Raw genomic sequence first — 17833 nt, 5'->3', positions numbered from 1 at the left:
TTTCCTAGCTAGCATTGACACTATTTTTTTTGCTACCATTTTTTTATTACGAGAGGTAAATAACTAATTTTTCGACCTCTAAAGAATCTTTTTTACTACAAACCGTATCAAGGAGACTTTATGTTAAAGAAAACTAATTTATGTGATTTTTCAAAACCTTTATTTTCTGACTTCGGTATTGAGCTGACATATAAACAGCATCAGAAAATAAAAGCACGACTCGATAGGCTTATGGACCGATGCCCTAATCATGGCCACTATCAGCTTGAATTTAAGAAGCATGAGTCGAATTATATAGCTCAGCTCAGTATTAAGTCCTATTCGAAAAACTTCTATGCAAAAAAAGTTGCACATACCCCATATCAGGCATTTCTCCTTTTAGAGGAGGAAATCGATGAGCAATTATTAAAATGGAAAAGAGAAAGATTTAGTAATAGCTTAGCAAGTAATTTACGTGGACCGCAAGTCGCGTAATTTATCCCTTGGCAAAACTCCTGACATCTCCAGGAACCAATTATGGTTCCTGGAACTTAATTAGATCTATTCTTTTGAACGAGGATTACGGCGAGCTTGTTTTGCCATAATTTCTAAATAGAATGACTCAGCTTTTTCACTTACGAGTAAATCAATCTTTTTGTTGATTTCTTTTTCATGAATCGCTTGAGCAGATTCTGCACTTTCACCAATACGACAGTCGAAATCCCAAAAGTCAGAACCTTCAGGCAACTCTTTTCGACGCTCTCTTTTAATATACTTCTTTACTTCAAATTTAATTTTATCTGCGACTCTTTCAGCTGAGCGCTTTTCATCCACTAATTTAAATGTTTTCTTCACTTTAATCTCACTATTTATATGTAATAGAAGCTTTTAGCATGGAAAATCTCGGAACACACCCTATTAATCACAACCTAGTTCACTTTACTTAAATTAAGGACAGGAATAGAATAAGACTATGAAGAAAAAAACAATTGCCCTCGTGGCACACGATAGTAGAAAGAATGACCTAATCCAATGGACTTTAGATCACAAAGATAAACTAACTAATCATAATCTTTGTGCAACGGGAACAACTGGAAGACTTTTAGAAGAAAAATTAGGCATTAATATTCATAAGTACCTAAGTGGGCCTATTGGCGGAGACTTTCAAATTGGAAGTGCAATTGTTGAAGATCAAGTTGATATGCTTATTTTCTTTTGGGACCCATTAGAGTCAATGGCACACGATCCAGATATCAAGGCCTTGCTAAGAATTGCTACACTTTACAATATCCCAATGGCCTGCAATCAAACAAGCGCTGACTATTTCATCAACTCAAGTTTAATGGACTCTGAATATGAGAGAAAACTTTCTGTGCTCAATAATTACAATCAAGCACGAAAAGGAATTAATTAAAAAAGTCCATATACACCTTAAACCAAGGAGTATCTCCAAAGCGCTCAACTACTTTATCAAAGAAGACTTCAACACCTTCTTCAGTTAGGCCCATTTGGTCATATGAAAGCTGCTCATAAAGATTCATGATAAGACTTGGTGTAAATGAATCCATAAGTTTTTCTAGATAAGCTAAGCCTTGTTGAGGATTGCGTGTAAGAAGATAATCATAGATTGATAATCTTTTAATATCACATGCCTCTGCAGAGCGTTTTTGAATACTAAGTCCATTATCAAAGTGATGCCATTGAGGAGTTTTATCATTTACTGTTCGAATACAAAGGGTAACGGTTGGGTTTTGCTCGTGAAGTACACGATGTGAGAACTCCAGCCCTCTTTTAATCTCACGGATATCACCCTTAACCAAAGTTTCATCGATTACACATTCGATTTCACTTGTGTAGATATCAGGAAAGAATTCTTCTTTCATATGAACCTTAAATACTTCATGTCTTGACTCTCCGGCCACAACTTGAAAAGCTCCACAAAAAGAATGTGAATGGATTGAAGTATCTAAAGTCTGCCAGAAATATAGATCAACAACAAAGTGTCCGTTATTGAAGATTGTAACAGGTGGCTGACCAAATCCGTTATAAACATTAACTTGCTCAGGAAGAGTCTCTTGCTCTAAACTCCACTGCGCAATAAATGATTCAATCTCTTCAAGTTCAAAATCAAACTTAGACTTCAAAAGATAATCAGTACATACTCTTGAAAAGTCTTCTTCACTTGGCCTCAAGGCTTCTATTTCTTTTCCAATATTCAAAAGGTCTTTTATATTCATTTAAATTCTCATTTTTAAATTCGTGTAAAATTACACATTCTTGTTTTCTTAAAATACTGGCCATCACGACTTCTTCCACTATAGATTCTTGAATAGCTCATTTCCTCACCATCGACTTTAAGAAATCCCACTCCCTGTGCATTGGAAGTTTGATTACGATCTTTCATCCATTGAACACGATCGACATTAAAGTAAAGACTCTGCCCATCTCTGCCCCAGTATAGGTTGTGAACATTAAATGTCTTTTCATATTTATTCTCATATTGTTCACTATAAGGCTTACCTATCTTATAATCCATCCCATAAAAATTTATGTGCTCACAGCTCTCCTGCTTAATGTAGAGTTTTTCAACTTTAACTGATCCATCTCGATCACAAAGCCCTTCCCATGTACCAGTAAGTGCTGGGCAATTGGCAAACGAGCTAAGAGAAATTAGGCTTAAAATTGAGAATTTTAAATTGCGATGATTCATTAGTCTTCCTTAAGTATATTTAACTTCATTTATAGATAAGTTTAGCTGTTTTTTCTCTATAATGAAAAGTGGAGTTTTATCATGCTGGCCTTACTTACGTTAACGATCATTTTATTTACTTCAATAACCATTGTGAAAGTTGCCACAAAAATACTGGTATTGACGGGATTAAGTGATGAGGTAGCAAGATTTCAGGCAAAGTCAGCTCTTACTGGAACAGGATACACGACCAGTGAGTCTGAAAGTCTTGTTAATCATCCTTTGAGAAGGCGCGTTCTCAGTTTTCTGATGACTATTAGTAATGTAGGTATAATCTCTGTTATATCAACCGCTATTTTATCATTTGTTAATATCGATACAACAGTTGAAGGACTTAGTCGTTTTGCAGTTGCGATCACTCTTTTTTCAATAATTATATACATCACACAAAGCAATTTCTTTAATAAGTGGCTTAATAAGAAACTTAAAGTTTACTTAGGAAAACTATCAAATGTGGAACTCGTGGATTACGCAAATCTCCTACATCTTGGAGATAGTTTTGGTATTGGAGAAGTGTATGTTTCAGATAATCACTGGTTTGCTAATAAAACTGTAAGAGAGCTCTCACTTCCGAGAGAGGGACTTATTGTCCTCGGAGTGCAAGTAGCTAACGGAGAATACTTAGGACTTCCTTCAAAAGACTATGTCATAACGACTGGTGATACGGCCATTTTATACGGAAGAGCAGATATGCTTAGTGAGATAAGTACGAGAACAGTTGATATTGGTGATACAGAACGAAAAGAGGCCATCGAAAAATTAGCAGAAATTCGAAAAGAAGAAAAAGTTAGAGAAGAGGAAATTGTTGAAACCCGTGAAGCAAGCTAATACTCTCTTCCATCTGGTCTTGGTGCTATTAGAATTTTAAAGTACTTAAGAAGAAAAATAGCAAACCCACCACACCAAAATAATACGGCCACATACAAACTAGTAAAATAATACTGTGACGATATGATTGGAATTAACGAACGTGTTAGTGCACCAATTATGATTAGTAGATAAGATAACTTCGTCCAAGTATCTGCTTGAATTGATCGACCAGTATGTCCTAGCGAAACACGTGTCATTATCCCTATTGCAACGACTGCTAGCCCCCCAGCAAGAAGTAAATGTAAGGCTGCATTTGTCTCATTAACACGCATATTAAAAATACCTACAAATCGTAGAATTAACTCAAGATTAATTAGTGCAATTCCTATGTGCAGAATAAAGAGGATCGGAATGCTTATAGTTGCTAAAGGACGCCATAAATATTGTCTAAAGCAATTTGAGACAATAGCAATAATAAGAATTGCGAGGTTAATAGATGAAAGATTGTCTTGATTCCATAAAACGGCCAGCATCAAAACAGAACCTAAGCTAAGAAGGTTTAGCCAATTAGGAACATCAATACTAATATTTGATATTTTACTTCTGGAAAAGAAAGGTATTACCCTTCCAGCGATCAACAAAATAATAAAACGTATTAGCCCAATCGCAAGGTCTCTTCCATAATCTGCCACGACAGCTTCTTGAAATAAATTTCCCCACGTGTGCAAAAAACTACTCAAAGAAAAGCCTAATAGTAGAGGAATAAAAACAAATTTCTGCTTTGGAAAATGCCATAGTTTAACTAAAAGCATTATTAATAATATAGGGAAAAAAAGATTTAAGTTAATAAGCAAGCTAGAGGGCCCAAGAGGAATAAAATAGGCCAACCTTTCAAGGCCCCAAATGAGAAGTAAGAAAGCCAACCACTTTCCTTGATAAGGCCTAGAACCAGTCCAATTAGCACTTGCTGTTAACAAAAATCCAGCGATCAAGGCACCACAAAAACCAAAGAGCATTTCATGCGAGTGCCAAAATATCGTATCAAGCGAGTTCAGTGGTACATCGATGTGCCCAAGATAAGAAAGAACCCAAATAATGGGATTAAGGGCCGCCATTAATCCGGCCATAAGAAAAAATGGCCTAAAACTGATTGAAAATAGTGCTCTTAATCCCATCACTCTCTCTGCTTACTTAAGAAGAACGTCGGCCCTAGTCGACTCAGCAATTGCTGCAGCTTCTTTAATTAGCTCATCTGCCACACCCAGCTCTTGTAAAGTAGCGCCAAGATTTTCAACAACGGCATTGAAATGCTCATCATTTAATCCTTGAGCAACAAGGGCCTCGTGAGCTTCTCTCATTCCCTTTCCATCATATGTATTTGGACCACCAAAGGCATAAGTTAAAAACATAATTTGCTTTCTTCTTTGAGCGGCCATATCGATTCCTTCAAAAAAGTGCCTAATGCGCTCATCAGCTAGAACCTTATTATAAAAAACATCGACAGCTGCGTTAACTGCTTCTCTACCGCCAATTCTTTCAAATAACTTTGTCATTTCATCTCCTTAATATATATCTGAAATACATATTATGTATGCTAGACTTAAATGGTATTAAAGTAAACAGGAAAATTAATATGCGTTTGGCCAGTTTTACAGATTATAGTTTACGAGTACTTATATATATCGCTCTAAAGGGCGATGAACGCTCTACTGTAGCAGAGATAGCCGACAAGTATAAAATCTCAAGAAATCATCTTGTGAAAGTCGTTCACAATCTTTCCTCAATGGGAATCATTGACTCCTATAAAGGAAAAGGTGGAGGCATCACGCTTTCCACTGCACCTGGCCAAATAGTAATTGGAAACTTAGTACGCCAATTAGAAGAGGACTCTCCACTTGTTGAGTGCTTTGGTAATTCAGGAAATTGTATAATTAATCCAACTTGTAAGTTAAAGAGTGCACTGATAATTGCTCAAAATAAATTCTATGAAGCACTCAATGAATACACATTGGACGATCTTATTTCTAATAAAGCAAAATTAGTCGAAATCTTTACAGCGGACAATTAGACTCTAACAGTCCCCTAATATTCTTTTGAAATTTTCTGATAACTTTTATTTGCTCATCTAGTTGAGTTAATTTTTCTTCAAGTTGTTTTCGAAGTCTACCATTTGGATTTTTAGAGGCGAGTACTTTTGCCATTGACTTAATTTCAGAAAGTGAAAAACCAAGCTCTTTTGCCTGCACAATTAGTTTTAAAAGTTCGACAGCTTCAACAGGATAAACTCGATAGCCATTATCACCTCTTTTAGGAACAAGAAGCTCCATCTTTTCATAATAACGAATGGCCGATGAAGGTATTCCCGTCTGCTTAGATAAATCACCTATTTTCATTTTTTTACTCCAGAGCTTGACCTTAAAGTATGGTTTAAGGTTTATACTAATCTAAACTAATCATAAAAAGGAAAACAAGTGAAATATTTTTTTACAGTACTATTAGCATTTAATATTCTAGCGGCAAGTGAAGCTCCTCGCTTTTCAATTATTCAAACAGGCACAGCAAAGACATTAGAGGCCCTAATTTATGAAGAAGGTAGTCTTTTTAAAACAATGATGGTGAATCATGCCGGTTTTCTCATAGAAAATAAAGGTAAGTACATTCTTTTTGAAACTGGCCTAGGCGATGATGTGCATGATCAATTTGCACTCGATATGTCTTGGTGGGCAAAGCCTATATTTGCTTACCATAAGCTTGATTCAATTAAAGATCAAATCAAGGATCACTATAAGATTGAAAATATTATTCTTTCTCATGCTCATTGGGACCATGCTAGTGGCCTTATCGATTATCCAGAAATTACAACACTTGTAAGCGAAGAAGAAATGCATGAAGTAATTCACCCTACTCCAAATCGTACATTTCCTTCTCAATTTAAAAATATCAAAACAAAAGCTTTTAAATGGAAAGAAGAAGAATACCTTAGTTTTCACAAATACTATGATGTATTTGGGGACAGGAATGTCATAATTGTACCTCTTTTTGGACATACCCATGGCTCACTTGGAATTATTCTCAATAATGCTAAAGATGGTAAGAAGTATTTCTTTGTCGGCGATGCTATTTGGACAACAAGACAACTTAGTCCACTTCAAAACAAGCCCTATCTTTCTTCTAAGTTAGTTGATACAGACAAGGCGATGGCACGTAAGAAAATTGAGATCGTAAAACTAATGCAACAAAAAGGCTACATCATTGTACCAACACACGACTTCTACGTGCATGAATCACTTGGCTATTATCCAAAATGGAATTGAGCTATTCTTTCATCGTTGGGAGCTTCAAGCCAAATTTAATAGCACCATACCTTAAAACAAATGTTGTGATCATTACTGCCAGCGCTGGGTATAGAGGATCAAAATCAATTTGAGAAAGAATGATGAAGACAACAGACGAAATCGCAGCTACTGTCGCATATAGTTCCTTCTGATAGAGAATTGATAATTCTCCGCTGAATGCCGATCGTAAGATCCCTCCTAGCACTGCAGTCACAACTCCCATCAATAATGACGTTTCATTATTAAATCCCAAAAGCAAAGTCTTTTGAGTTCCAATTACAACGAAGAAACCAAGTCCTAGTGTATCCAGAAATAATAGTAATGAACTTTGGCGCTCATAAAACTTTCTCATGAAAAAAGTCGAGAGAGTTGCAATGATAATGATATAAAGATAAATTGGGTTCTTAGTCCAAAAAACAGGCTCAGCTATAATAAGGTCTCTTACCGTACCTCCCCCAACAGCAGTTAGGAAGGCCAAGAATAGCATTCCAAATAGATCAAGCTTTGATTTTCCACCAACTGAAGCACCTGTAACAGCGAAGGCAAAGGTACCAAGGTAGTCAATATAGATAAATTCATTTGTCATATTTTCCTCTATAAAGAGTTTAGCATATATTTCAATAAAATTTACTTTTAGAATTTACCAAATAATTACTATTATCCAGTTATAATGAATAAAGAAAACTTTTAACCATGGATGTGTTAAGTGCTTATTTTTATCATTTGTCTTTTGATGCTTGCTTTTGCTTATAAATTCTATAGCCCATTTGTTGAAAAACAAGCAGGTATCGACTCTCAGAATCTAACACCAGTTAAAAAATTTGAAGATGGTGTTGATTATGTTGAAGTATCACCTACAAAGGCGTTCCTAATTCAATTTCTAAATATCGCGGGAGTTGGCCCTATTTTTGGACCAATTCTAGGTGCTATTTATGGACCTATCGCACTCGTTTGGATTGTATTGGGAAATATCATTGGAGGCTCTGTCCATGACTTCTACTCGGGAGTACTTAGTATTAAGGAGGATGGAAAAAGTTTACCTGAAATAGCAGGTCACTATTTAAACACATACTTCAAAGCGATCATGCTACTTTTTACAGCAATGCTCCTCTTCTTTGTTGGTGTTGTATTTATCATGAGCCCCGCCGGCCTAATCAGCAATCTCGATGCCTTTAAAGACACGATGTTTGCCAGTAATAACTTCTGGGTACTAGTCATTCTCGCTTACTATCTACTAGCGACACTACTTCCTATCGATAAAATTATTACAAAATTTTATCCATTATTTGGTCTATTAATGGTTGTAATGACCGTCTTGATAGCAATTTCATTAATTCTTCACGCACCAATGTTACCAAAAATAGAGAATATCTTTGCATACATATCGCATTCACATATTAACTATGAATTATTAAACAGAGATCCTAATGGACCCCCTGTATGGCCACTCTTATTCGTGACAATTACTTGTGGTGCAATTAGTGGATTTCATTCAACACAAGCTCCAATCATTGCAAGATGTCTTGGAAATGAAAAATATGTAAGGCCAGTTTACTATGGAGCGATGTTAGCTGAAGGTGTTGTGGCATGTGTTTGGGCCCTTGCCGGAATATCTGCGTTTCCAGAAGGTTACGTACAACTAAAGGCCGTTATTGCACAAGGTGGTCCAGGGCTAGTCGTGAAACAGATCTCCTCAACATACCTAGGTGCTCTTGGTGGTGTTATGGCCGTTTTGGCGGTTGCAGTCTTCCCTATAACTTCAGGAGATACTGCATTTCGCTCATTAAGATTAACGATTATTGATGCATTTAATATTCATCAAAGCATAAGGAATCGACTATTGGTTTCAATACCAATTCTAACTGTCGCCTACTTTATGACAAAAATCGACTTCTCTCTTATTTGGCGCTACTTTGCCTTTTCAAATATGCTCTTATCAACAAGTGTTCTCTGGCTTGCAACGAAGTATTTATTTGATCGCAAAGCAATACACTGGATAGTTAGCTTACCAGCAATTGTTGGAACGGCAGTTACAATTTCATATATTCTGACTGCTCCTATAGGAGTTAATCTTTCAAAAGAGCAGGCCCAGCCAATTGGAGTTATAGTTGGAATCATTTGCTTAATTATCCTTATCGTTTTTCATCGTAAAAAATACTCACTTAAGGCCCAAGTATGATCACGTAGGTCCTTTAATAAAGGACCTATGCTAACTTGCTTTTTTCAAATGAAATGAATCCATTTTGCTTTTATCTACTGTTAAATTAAAAATGTCTGGTCGAGAATAATGACCTCCAATATCAAGAGATCTTCTTGCATCAATAACTTCCTCTAAATCATATTCTGCATAAAGAATTCCTTTTTCCCGTGACATTGGACCAGCAACGGCACATCCAAATGGTTTAAATAAAACAGCATCACCATCAGATAACCAATCATCAGGCTCTGGGAAAACATCATCTTTAAAAGGTACATCATCAGGAATATCACAACATTGAATAGCTGTAGAACATCCTGCGACCCAGCAGCCTCCCTCTCTAGCTATATGCTTAAGAGTTCCAAGCCAAGATTCCCCACAGTCCCAAGTTGGGGCCAAGTAAACCTCGACCCCTTGGGCATATAAACTAAAGCGAGAAAGTGGCATATAATTTTCCCAACATATGAGGCTTCCAATTTTTCCGGCCGGAGTATCCACAACATTTAGGCCACGAGCATCTCCCCAGCCCCAAACCATGCGTTCAGGGTTAGTTGGAATTAACTTTCGATGTAGATTTAGAATTTCACCATCTGGGCCAATAATGGCATATGAATTAAATAGTGTTGAGCCACTTGCTTCAGAGTTAATTTCATTAAAGCCAATTGCAACGGTTACGTTTTTCTTCTTAGCTGTTTCTTGAATATCTGATAGTTGATTTTTAGAGAGATCAATTGAGTTTTTAAAAAGAACATGGTGAAGTTCTTTAAACATCAGCATATCTCCACCAGGTCGAAGCCGCCATACCCAAGAAGGATAACCTGGTAAATATGCCTCAGGGAACATGACTAGCTGAGCGCCTTCTCTAGCTGCTTCAGTGATAGAATCACAAGCTATTTCGATTGATTTTGTTAAATTTAAAAATACAGGTGGAAGCTGAACGATTGCAAGTTTTTTCACTTTCATCTCCTTAAGTCAGCACCTCTCAGAGTATTTTAATTTAAACATATAATTGAATAGAAAGATATTTAACCTCTCTTAAATTTGGATGTTAAACCTCCAAATTATTTTCCAAAAAACTCACTTCGATATTCTTTAATTCCAGCTTTATTGTGACTTTTACAATCTTTTGATGAATCTTTGTTAACCTTTTCTTTTTTTACTTCTTTTACCTTCTCCTGCGAAGCAATAGAAGTCATTGATAAAAGTACAGCACAACACAGTATAAGTTTCTTCATATCTATTCCCTTGTTAAGTCTCTTTCAAAAAGATAACACTTGAAACCACTTATATATAGGAACCTTACGAAGATTTCACACTACGATAAAAGATTTAACAAAAATAACTAAAGTCAATAAATAGAGATAAGACGAGGTAATCAGAGAATAAAAAGAAGGGCCATTACCTGACCCTTTTGTTTTACAATTTTATAACCATTACGCTGCACTAAGCGGCCATAATTTTTTCAATTTCACTATCAGGCAAGTTTCCGAGGTCCTTATTTAAATAATTGCTAACCTGCTTATTCAACTTGCTATTCAAGTTATTTCTTATCACTCCTAAAAAAGAGTTCTCCGCTACTATCACAAGCTCATCAAAATTATGCTTATCATGATTTTGATTTAAGAACTGATTAATCTCTTTTGCAAATAATTCTTCACGATGCTGCTTATTTGTTTTCTTAGGTGTAAAAGATTGATAACCGTGAGCACTACTATTGGCCATTGAGCCATGGCGGTCCGAATTCACCTCTCCCTCTTTTAATTTAATCCTAGGATTTTCAAGGGATTTAATTAGCTTTAAGGTATTTCTTTTTTTTCGCTCATAAATACGTGCATTAGACTTGCTTGCAACAACAACCCATGATCGATGCATATCTACCTCCACGAGATATTTTTTTTATCATCGCCCTAATTCAAAAATAATTCCAACAAATAAATAGTAAATATTTCTTATCACAACTCCATGTGAACTGTTCCTAATTTCAGAGCAGGTTCTTTTTTCTTATAAACTGTTAAAAGTATGTTAAAAATATTGAATGAAAACAGATAACAAAGAACTACATCCAAGAAATCTTCACAATAAGAGCTATGATTTTAATGCTTTAATAAAGAGCTTTCCGACTCTTGAAAGTTATGTAAAAGCAAATCAATACGGAAATCAAAGTGTAAACTTCTCGGATGCTGGAGCACTTTTATGTCTTAATCAGGCACTTTTAGCTCATTACTATAAAGTGACTAATTGGAGTGTTCCCCAAGGAAATCTTGTACCGCCTATTCCAGGACGAGTCGACTATATTCATTATATTGCCGACCTTTTAGCAGAGGAAAATAACGGAAAAGTTCCAGTTGGTCCAAAAATAAAAGGACTTGATATTGGAACTGGAACGAGTTGTATCTACCCTATTCTTGGTAATAGTATCTATGGTTGGAAATTTGTTGGAAGTGATATTAGCTCTGAAGCAATAAATCATGCCAATACAATTCTTAAAGCAAATTCATCTTTAAAAAAGAATATAAAGGCACGCTTTCAAAAATCACCTCAACATATTTTTAAAGAACTAATTAAAAGTGATGAGAAGTTTGATTTCACGATGTGTAATCCACCTTTTTATTCATCACAAGAAGAAGCCGATAAAGAGAGAGCTAAGAAGCTTAAAAATCTGAATGCAAACAAAATCAAGAAAGGACATAACCCCACGGCAAAATCGAATTTTGGGGGAGTAAAAAATGAGCTCTGGTGTGAAGGTGGAGAGAAAGCATTTGTCTCAAATATGATTCAAGAAAGTGTTGAATTTAAGCAACAATGTCACTGGTTTACGACTCTTATTTCTCAAAAAGAGAATCTAGTTGATTTAAATAAAGAGCTTAAGAGACAAGGTGTAAGTGATAGTCGAGTTATTGAAATGATTCATGGACACAAGATTGCTCATATTCTTGCTTGGAAATTTTAGAAGTCCATACCTTGACCTTAGGGAAATCAAGGTATGGACATATGTATTAAAGAAGGATGATTGTGTGAACAGCACCTTCTCTAACAACTTCAAATTCAAACATTTCAAGAGCAAGAGCTTTACGATCAGATCTCTTAGCATTTGATAGGATTTCTAAGTCAGAGCTTGATAGCTTATCTAGAGAGATATTGAAAGCTACAAATTCAGTTCTTTTTCCGTTATTTACTTCACCGTGACGATCAGCTGTACCAAATGGCTTGAAGCTAAGAATAACTTGAGCAACTTGAACTTTTGAAAGAGTTACTTCGCTACAAAGACCAGTTTGAGCTCTATCTCTAACTGGACCATTTGAGTTACAGTTAGTAACAACAACATTCTTTGATTCAACAACTTCAGTTAGTTTGAAGTCAAATACGTTTACGTTTACTTTTCTAGAAGATTCAACAGTTTTCTCAGTTGCGAATACATCGTATGAGATTGTTTTTGCTTGAGTTGAAAGTCCAGCGATTAGTGTAAGTGCGATTAATAAGTTTTTCATAAATCCTCCAAGAATTGGTTAGCAATGTTTTCTATGGGGGTAATTTGAACTAAGCACGACAAAAAATATATATTCTTCAAATTTTGTCCAAATTTTCAAAGACATTTGTCCAATATCGTAATTTCAAGGCCCTAGAACGGACAAATCCTATGTTTTTGTCCAAAATTTTCATAGTTTCACAACAATTATTGATTAAATGAATAGTGAACGATAGTTATATATCCATGCAAAATAGCATTTCTACTTCCCATTCAAAGCTTGGCCTTAGGGCACAAGTACAAGCCGATATCAATCGCTACCTTGTGAACTTCAAGGATGCTAAGATTGGGCAAAGAAAGCTTGCTGAAAGTGCTGATATTCATCCAAAGACGATCCAAAGAATTTGTCGCCAAGAGAATACTCCTGGGCATATTACAATTCTAAAAATTTACCGCGTCCTTCTTGGAGAAAGTAATACTTCAAAACTACTTCCCCTACTTCCAACTGCAATCAAAGAAGTTGTACTTAAAGATGGAATCGATCTACCTGAAACTGACATTGATTACTCAGCAGTTATTAAAAGTGAAATCCTAAAGAATGATGTCTTTTGCGAGATTTACTTTCTAATTGATACAGCACCTGTTACTCGTGATCTCATCATGTTCAAATACGGAGAGCATGGACTACATATTCTTGATAATATGTTTTCTCTTAATGCTATTAAATACCTCGATGATGGAGCGATCGCTCTTGGAACATCTAGGGTGCAGCTAGATGCTGAAATAATTAAGAAGGCCGGCTTAACTCTATCGCAGAAGTATTCTAAACACCAAAACTGTGAAATTACTGGTGATAACTTCATCGGACTTTATGTTGATTCGCTACCAGAGGAAGCTTATCAGAAATGGCTTGAGATCGATAAAGAAGCATTTATAAAGAAAGCTGAAATAGCGAAGCAGTATCGCACTAATGTAAAAGGCAAGAGGGTCTTTACTTATATGACGACTGATACATTTACAAAGAGTGAATTATGAAAGTTTTAAAATGGATAATCCTAGCAAGTTTAGCAACGACTATATTAGCTGGTGGAGACTATGGTGGTGGCCCTAAAGTTGTAGCACTAAACAAACTCGACCACTCTGTTCAGCTCGGAGACATCAAGCTCTCTAGGAATAAAGATAAGATTGAACTGACAGTTATCTATCAAAAACGAGTTACAAAATTTGATCCTTTCTTAAGTGAAAAGGATGCTAATAAACTGATGTATGGAAAATACGCTGAAGTTAGAGTTAATTACGACAAAGAATTATTCAATCAAGACTTAATTGATGAATTAAAAGGTCGTGGTCCAATTACTATCTTTAAGTCTAAGTATAAAAAGCTTGTGAATGAATACTTCACAATTGATGAAGTTACAGATCAAGTAAATATTGATCCAGATAAAAAGTACTTTGAAGTAAACTTAAAATAAAAATAGGCTTAGAGCTCAGTATATTTCTTTGCTGAGCCCTTCGCTTTTTCAATTGGATATTTCTTGGCATTCTTTTGTATTTTTCTAAGAGTCACCTCTTCAATATCAATATCGGCCTTAATTGCAATTCTCATCAGGTAAACAAAGATATCAGCAATCTCATCCTCTAGCTTTTCTTTTAGAATTGAATTAGAAGCAATATCATTGGATTCGCATTCCTTTAGCCATTGAAAGATTTCCACAAGTTCAGAAGTCTCCACACTAAGTGCCATTGCTAAATTTTTAATTGAGTGAAATTGATCCCAATCTCTCTCACTTATAAATTTACTTACTTCAGAGTTTATCTTTTCAACATTAATCGATTTCATATAGGCCTTTTCTTCAAGTCTTCTATTCGATTATAGTAATTTTCCCATTAGCAAAGCAAGTAAATGTCGATTTCACAGTAACATCACCACTACATCCACCAGGAAATGGCGATTCATTGTGAACAACGACCTCTAGATCATTACTATTCAGGCGGCTTAGCTCTCCATTTAAGCTATCACACCATTTCTGAGCATCATGTAGAATCATATCCACAGCACCGCTTAGCGCCCCGATACTATCTGTGTAACAAGCGTAGTTTTGAACCTCAAAATCTTTGCGAGCGATACTCCCATCACTTGCGAGCAGACTTGCAGACGTAAAAACTGTAAGTGTGATTAGTAGAAAATTCTTCATCTCTCCTCCCTTCGGTTAAGAGTAAGATAGATAATCATACTTAATAAATACAATAAATTTATGAGTAATATCTAATAAGATAATTTTATAACAAGGAGAAATCTTCACTAAACACCTAATAATACAGTTTAAAGTTAACCATCTTAACCATATTAAGTTTTACACAGATCAATTTCCCCTTATAATTAAACTAATACCTTAAGGAGAAGTTATGAAAAGAAAATACGTAGATCACTATAGTAGTTTCAACATTAATGAGTTTAATAAGTTCTTCGATGGAGATATCAATAACTCAATCAATGCTGCTGTCGAGTGTTGTGATCGCTATGCGGCTACAGATAAGGTTGCTCTCTACTGGGAGGGAGTTAATGGTGAGGAAGAAGTCATCACATTTAAGAAGTTAAAAGAAGAAACTTCAAGACTTGCAAACTTTCTTGTGGCCCAAGGAGTAAAACCAGGAGACGTCATTTCAGGACTTCTGCCACGAACTCCAGAGCTTCTTTATACAATCCTAGGTGCGTGGAAAGCTGGTGTTGTCTATCAACCACTCTTTACAGCTTTTGGTCCGAAGGCAATTGAGCAAAGACTAAATTCAAGTCAGGCCAAAATCGTTTTTACCGATGATACCAATCGTGCAAAATTAGATGAACTACCGATGAATCCTAAGAAGTGTGTGCTTGTTCGATCTGATGATTACCAATTGGCACAAGACGATATTAATTTTAAGAAGGCCATGGATGAGCAAAGTACAAATTTTGCACCAGTCATGAGAAAGGGCGAAGATACTTTCTGTCTTCTTTCAACTTCTGGAACCACAGGACTGCCAAAGGCCGTACCTGTTCCACTATTTGCCCTCTCTTCGTTTAAGCAATATATGGATCTTGCAGTTGACCTAAAACCAACTGATCGCTTTTGGAACCTGGCCGATCCAGGCTGGGCCTATGGACTTTATTATTCAGTTATTGGTCCACTTGTAAATGGAAATGCACTGCTTTTTTATGAAGGTGGGTTTAGTGCTGAAAGTACAGTTAGAGTAATTCAAAAATATAAGATAACAAATTTAGCAGGCTCTCCAACGGCCTTTAGGTTATTAATCGGAAATGGAGAAGAAGTATCAAAGGCGATAAAGGGACAGTTAAGAGCTGTCAGTAGTGCAGGAGAACCTCTTAACCCAGAAGTTATAAACTGGTTTAAAGATAAGCTTGATGTTGTTATTAACGATCACTACGGCCAAACTGAAACTGGAATGACGGTAAATAATCACCATGAACTCGAGCATGAAATTAAGCCAGGAAGTATGGGCTATGCTATGCCTGGCTATACCGTTGTCATTCTTGATGAGAACGGAAAAGTTGCACCACCAAATACTCCAGGAGTCATTGCTGTTGATATCGCAAACTCTCCCATTATGTGGTTTAAAGGTTATCTAAAGGCCGATACACCGGCCATCGCAAATGGTTTTTACACAACTGGTGATACGGCAGAACAAACAGAAGATGGACGTATAACTTATGTCGGTCGAAACGATGATGTTATCACTTCATCAGGTTATCGAATTGGGCCATTTGATGTTGAAAGTGTTCTTCTTGAGCATCCTTGTGTTTTAGAGACGGCCGTCATTGGAAAGCCTGATCCAAAAAGAACTGAAATCGTTAAAGCATTTGTTGTCTTAAACAAAGGCTTTGTCGCGTCAAAAGAATTAGAAGATGAATTAAGTCAATTTGTAAAAAAAGGACTAGCTGCCCATGCCTACCCACGTGAAATAGAGTTCATTGACGAACTTCCAAAAACTCCAAGTGGGAAGATTCAGCGCTTTCTTTTAAAAAGACGTGAAGATTAAAACTTTAAATTAGTTACGGGGCAGATGAATTCTTCAAGACGCTTCTTGTAGTCTGCCTCAAACTCTTCACGAGATAATTTAGCGAGTTCGCTAAACTCTGACTTCTTCATTTCTGCCACAAGATCAAATGGAAGATACATCTCTAAAGCAGCAAGTCCTCCATCGATAGAATCAACAAGATTCTTATACCCGCGAATATAACCAAAGGCTTCATCTTGTCTCTTATAACCATCATAGAAAGCCGTTACAATCTCGGCCTTCTCTTCCATCGAAAGAAGATCACTCTCCCCAAGAATTCTTCCCCAGTCATCCATAAATGGCCCTACTGGAATTAAAAACTTAGAAGATTTTCTTAAACACTTAGGCTGTCTCATTGCCATGTGACGGTGGTTTTCTTTTGAAGAAAACTCTTTATTCACCTTTCCTGTATACACAAGAATTGGATCGTAATTTTCATTTAGTTGATGACCTAATTTAAAGATACGCTTATAGAAAGCATCTTCAGGGTTCATATTCCACTGAACCATCACTCGGTCCAGATCCCCAAAATTATGGGCCATTAGAGGAGCAGCTCTTAGGAAATTGATATGATCTCTTTCCTCACGAAGCTTTTGCATAATTAGCTCTTCTTTTTTAATCTCTTCTAAGATGATATCGGCCATCTCCTGTGCAAGCTCAGTCTTACGATTTTTAACAAGAGCACAGTAAGCACCAATAGCAACACTTAACCATGTTCCTTCGTGGGTACTCATGACAGTATTATTATCGTTATTATAGGCCTTGCGACTCGTTACCTGAGAGTAGTCCCAAGTCCAAGACTCAATTGTAAGCCTGGCCATCTTATCAATATGCTTTGAGATGTGCCCATGCTTCCACAAAGACTCTCTAATCTGATTATCCACATCTGTAGGAACAAATGTTCCCGCCGTTGCCCAGTGAGCACTGATACAAATATGAAAGTATTCTGCTAGATTGATATTATTTAGCTGTTTAAGGTTCTTCTTATAAAACCTTAGCTTCTCAAGGAATGCACGTTTGTCCCCTGTCGTATCAAGCTCTCCCTGGAATAAGAAAGGAGCTGTATTTTCAACATGTTGGAGAAGAATATTTGGTGCAATACCTACACCTTGTAATGCCATTGTTGTCTTTTTCTTTTTACTCATAAGCTCTTGATAACATATTGATCACAAAAAGAGAGAATTATTTCAAGATGCTATATTTATGACATAAAAATGTGATAGATTGGCCCACAATTATTTACT

General features: G+C 36.2%; 24 protein-coding genes. 10 read left to right on the top strand and 14 right to left on the bottom strand.

Annotated elements, in window-relative coordinates; all coding sequences use genetic code 11:
* Positions 1-120: 120 nt before the first annotated feature.
* The gene (locus tag ACMAWV_RS13305; protein ID WP_412463269.1) at positions 121-474 is read left to right on the top strand and encodes a hypothetical protein; all 354 of its coding nucleotides are present in this window, start codon (positions 121-123) and stop codon (positions 472-474) included.
* A gap of 66 nt (positions 475-540) precedes the next feature.
* Here the strand turns inward: ACMAWV_RS13305 and ACMAWV_RS13300 are convergent, their stop codons facing one another.
* Complete coding sequence (locus ACMAWV_RS13300) at positions 541-834, bottom strand: DUF6172 family protein (protein WP_103218271.1); 294 nt, start codon at positions 832-834, stop codon at positions 541-543.
* Between the two features lie 118 nt (positions 835-952).
* Between ACMAWV_RS13300 and ACMAWV_RS13295 the strand changes: the two genes are divergently transcribed.
* Entirely contained in the window at positions 953-1393 is a 441-nt protein-coding gene (locus tag ACMAWV_RS13295) for a methylglyoxal synthase (RefSeq protein WP_103218272.1), read from the top strand.
* Here the strand turns inward: ACMAWV_RS13295 and ACMAWV_RS13290 are convergent.
* Entirely contained in the window at positions 1386-2216 is an 831-nt protein-coding gene (locus ACMAWV_RS13290) for a hypothetical protein (protein ID WP_103218273.1), read from the bottom strand. The two genes, ACMAWV_RS13295 and ACMAWV_RS13290, sit on opposite strands and share 8 nt — an antisense overlap.
* Before the next feature lie 14 nt (positions 2217-2230).
* Complete coding sequence (locus ACMAWV_RS13285) at positions 2231-2689, bottom strand: hypothetical protein (protein ID WP_392992820.1); 459 nt, start codon at positions 2687-2689, stop codon at positions 2231-2233.
* A 159-nt stretch (positions 2690-2848) separates the two neighbouring features.
* Here ACMAWV_RS13285 and ACMAWV_RS13280 point away from each other — a divergent pair, with 159 nt between their 5' ends.
* Entirely contained in the window at positions 2849-3556 is a 708-nt protein-coding gene (locus ACMAWV_RS13280; protein ID WP_412470214.1) for a TrkA C-terminal domain-containing protein, read from the top strand.
* On the opposite strand, the gene ACMAWV_RS13275 is transcribed toward ACMAWV_RS13280, so the two are convergent.
* Both ACMAWV_RS13275 and ACMAWV_RS13270 read right to left on the bottom strand, forming a co-directional pair.
* Positions 3553-4713: an NnrS family protein gene (locus ACMAWV_RS13275; protein WP_412463470.1), complete on the bottom strand. Its 1161-nt coding sequence runs from the start codon at positions 4711-4713 to the stop codon at positions 3553-3555. The genes ACMAWV_RS13280 and ACMAWV_RS13275 overlap by 4 nt on opposite strands.
* A gap of 12 nt (positions 4714-4725) precedes the next feature.
* A complete protein-coding gene (locus ACMAWV_RS13270; protein ID WP_103218277.1) occupies positions 4726-5091 on the bottom strand; it encodes a group I truncated hemoglobin in 366 nt (121 codons plus the stop codon).
* Between the two features lie 38 nt (positions 5092-5129).
* Here ACMAWV_RS13270 and ACMAWV_RS13265 point away from each other — a divergent pair, with 38 nt between their 5' ends.
* Complete coding sequence (locus tag ACMAWV_RS13265; protein ID WP_199177549.1) at positions 5130-5606, top strand: RrF2 family transcriptional regulator; 477 nt, start codon at positions 5130-5132, stop codon at positions 5604-5606.
* Here the strand turns inward: ACMAWV_RS13265 and ACMAWV_RS13260 are convergent.
* Complete coding sequence (locus ACMAWV_RS13260; protein ID WP_103218279.1) at positions 5590-5931, bottom strand: MerR family transcriptional regulator; 342 nt, start codon at positions 5929-5931, stop codon at positions 5590-5592. The two genes, ACMAWV_RS13265 and ACMAWV_RS13260, sit on opposite strands and share 17 nt — an antisense overlap.
* A 78-nt stretch (positions 5932-6009) precedes the next feature.
* On the opposite strand from ACMAWV_RS13260, the gene ACMAWV_RS13255 reads away from it, so the two are divergent.
* Complete coding sequence (locus tag ACMAWV_RS13255; protein WP_103218280.1) at positions 6010-6852, top strand: MBL fold metallo-hydrolase; 843 nt, start codon at positions 6010-6012, stop codon at positions 6850-6852.
* A gap of 1 nt (position 6853) precedes the next feature.
* On the opposite strand, the gene ACMAWV_RS13250 is transcribed toward ACMAWV_RS13255, so the two are convergent.
* Positions 6854-7459, bottom strand: coding sequence for a trimeric intracellular cation channel family protein (locus ACMAWV_RS13250; RefSeq protein ID WP_103218281.1), 606 nt, complete (start codon positions 7457-7459; stop codon positions 6854-6856).
* 120 nt (positions 7460-7579) lie between these two features.
* On the opposite strand from ACMAWV_RS13250, the gene ACMAWV_RS13245 reads away from it, so the two are divergent.
* Positions 7580-9052: a carbon starvation protein A gene (locus ACMAWV_RS13245; protein ID WP_103218282.1), complete on the top strand. Its 1473-nt coding sequence runs from the start codon at positions 7580-7582 to the stop codon at positions 9050-9052.
* Between the two features lie 30 nt (positions 9053-9082).
* Here the strand turns inward: ACMAWV_RS13245 and ACMAWV_RS13240 are convergent, their stop codons facing one another.
* The 3 genes from ACMAWV_RS13240 to ACMAWV_RS13230 all read right to left on the bottom strand — a co-directional run bounded on the left by ACMAWV_RS13240 (position 9083) and on the right by ACMAWV_RS13230 (position 10942).
* On the bottom strand, positions 9083-10033 hold the full coding sequence (locus ACMAWV_RS13240) for a carbon-nitrogen hydrolase family protein (protein ID WP_412475803.1): 951 nt from the start codon (positions 10031-10033) through the stop codon (positions 9083-9085).
* Between the two features lie 98 nt (positions 10034-10131).
* On the bottom strand, positions 10132-10305 hold the full coding sequence (locus ACMAWV_RS13235; RefSeq protein ID WP_158246892.1) for a hypothetical protein: 174 nt from the start codon (positions 10303-10305) through the stop codon (positions 10132-10134).
* Positions 10306-10513: 208 nt separating this feature from the next.
* On the bottom strand, positions 10514-10942 hold the full coding sequence (locus ACMAWV_RS13230) for a host attachment protein (RefSeq protein ID WP_103218284.1): 429 nt from the start codon (positions 10940-10942) through the stop codon (positions 10514-10516).
* A 163-nt stretch (positions 10943-11105) separates the two neighbouring features.
* Here ACMAWV_RS13230 and rlmF point away from each other — a divergent pair, with 163 nt between their 5' ends.
* Positions 11106-12020: a 23S rRNA (adenine(1618)-N(6))-methyltransferase RlmF gene (gene rlmF / locus ACMAWV_RS13225; protein ID WP_412470216.1), complete on the top strand. Its 915-nt coding sequence runs from the start codon at positions 11106-11108 to the stop codon at positions 12018-12020.
* A gap of 46 nt (positions 12021-12066) precedes the next feature.
* Here rlmF and ACMAWV_RS13220 read toward each other — a convergent pair whose 3' ends face one another.
* Positions 12067-12558 carry a hypothetical protein gene (locus ACMAWV_RS13220; protein ID WP_103218286.1) on the bottom strand — a complete coding sequence of 164 codons (492 nt, stop codon included), beginning with the start codon at positions 12556-12558 and terminating at the stop codon, positions 12067-12069.
* A 224-nt stretch (positions 12559-12782) separates the two neighbouring features.
* On the opposite strand from ACMAWV_RS13220, the gene ACMAWV_RS13215 reads away from it, so the two are divergent.
* Positions 12783-13571 (top strand): hypothetical protein, encoded by a 789-nt coding sequence (locus ACMAWV_RS13215; RefSeq protein WP_412470217.1) that lies wholly within the window; start codon positions 12783-12785, stop codon positions 13569-13571.
* Complete coding sequence (locus ACMAWV_RS13210; protein WP_103218288.1) at positions 13568-14008, top strand: hypothetical protein; 441 nt, start codon at positions 13568-13570, stop codon at positions 14006-14008. The genes ACMAWV_RS13215 and ACMAWV_RS13210 overlap by 4 nt, the downstream gene beginning before the upstream one ends.
* An 8-nt stretch (positions 14009-14016) precedes the next feature.
* On the opposite strand, the gene ACMAWV_RS13205 is transcribed toward ACMAWV_RS13210, so the two are convergent.
* The gene (locus ACMAWV_RS13205; protein WP_199177551.1) at positions 14017-14376 is read right to left on the bottom strand and encodes a nucleotide pyrophosphohydrolase; all 360 of its coding nucleotides are present in this window, start codon (positions 14374-14376) and stop codon (positions 14017-14019) included.
* A 22-nt stretch (positions 14377-14398) separates the two neighbouring features.
* Positions 14399-14731, bottom strand: coding sequence for a hypothetical protein (locus ACMAWV_RS13200; RefSeq protein WP_412463273.1), 333 nt, complete (start codon positions 14729-14731; stop codon positions 14399-14401).
* A gap of 211 nt (positions 14732-14942) precedes the next feature.
* Between ACMAWV_RS13200 and ACMAWV_RS13195 the strand changes: the two genes are divergently transcribed.
* Positions 14943-16571, top strand: coding sequence for an AMP-binding protein (locus tag ACMAWV_RS13195; RefSeq protein ID WP_392992848.1), 1629 nt, complete (start codon positions 14943-14945; stop codon positions 16569-16571).
* Here the strand turns inward: ACMAWV_RS13195 and ACMAWV_RS13190 are convergent.
* Positions 16568-17734 carry a hypothetical protein gene (locus ACMAWV_RS13190; RefSeq protein WP_412470218.1) on the bottom strand — a complete coding sequence of 389 codons (1167 nt, stop codon included), beginning with the start codon at positions 17732-17734 and terminating at the stop codon, positions 16568-16570. The genes ACMAWV_RS13195 and ACMAWV_RS13190 overlap by 4 nt on opposite strands.
* Positions 17735-17833: the final 99 nt, after the last annotated feature.

Source organism: Halobacteriovorax sp. RT-1-1, assembly GCF_047085455.1.
In the GTDB taxonomy this organism is placed as follows: domain Bacteria; phylum Bdellovibrionota; class Bacteriovoracia; order Bacteriovoracales; family Bacteriovoracaceae; genus Halobacteriovorax_A.
Note: the sequence above shows the minus strand (reverse complement) of the source record. Positions and strands in the feature narration are given on the sequence as shown.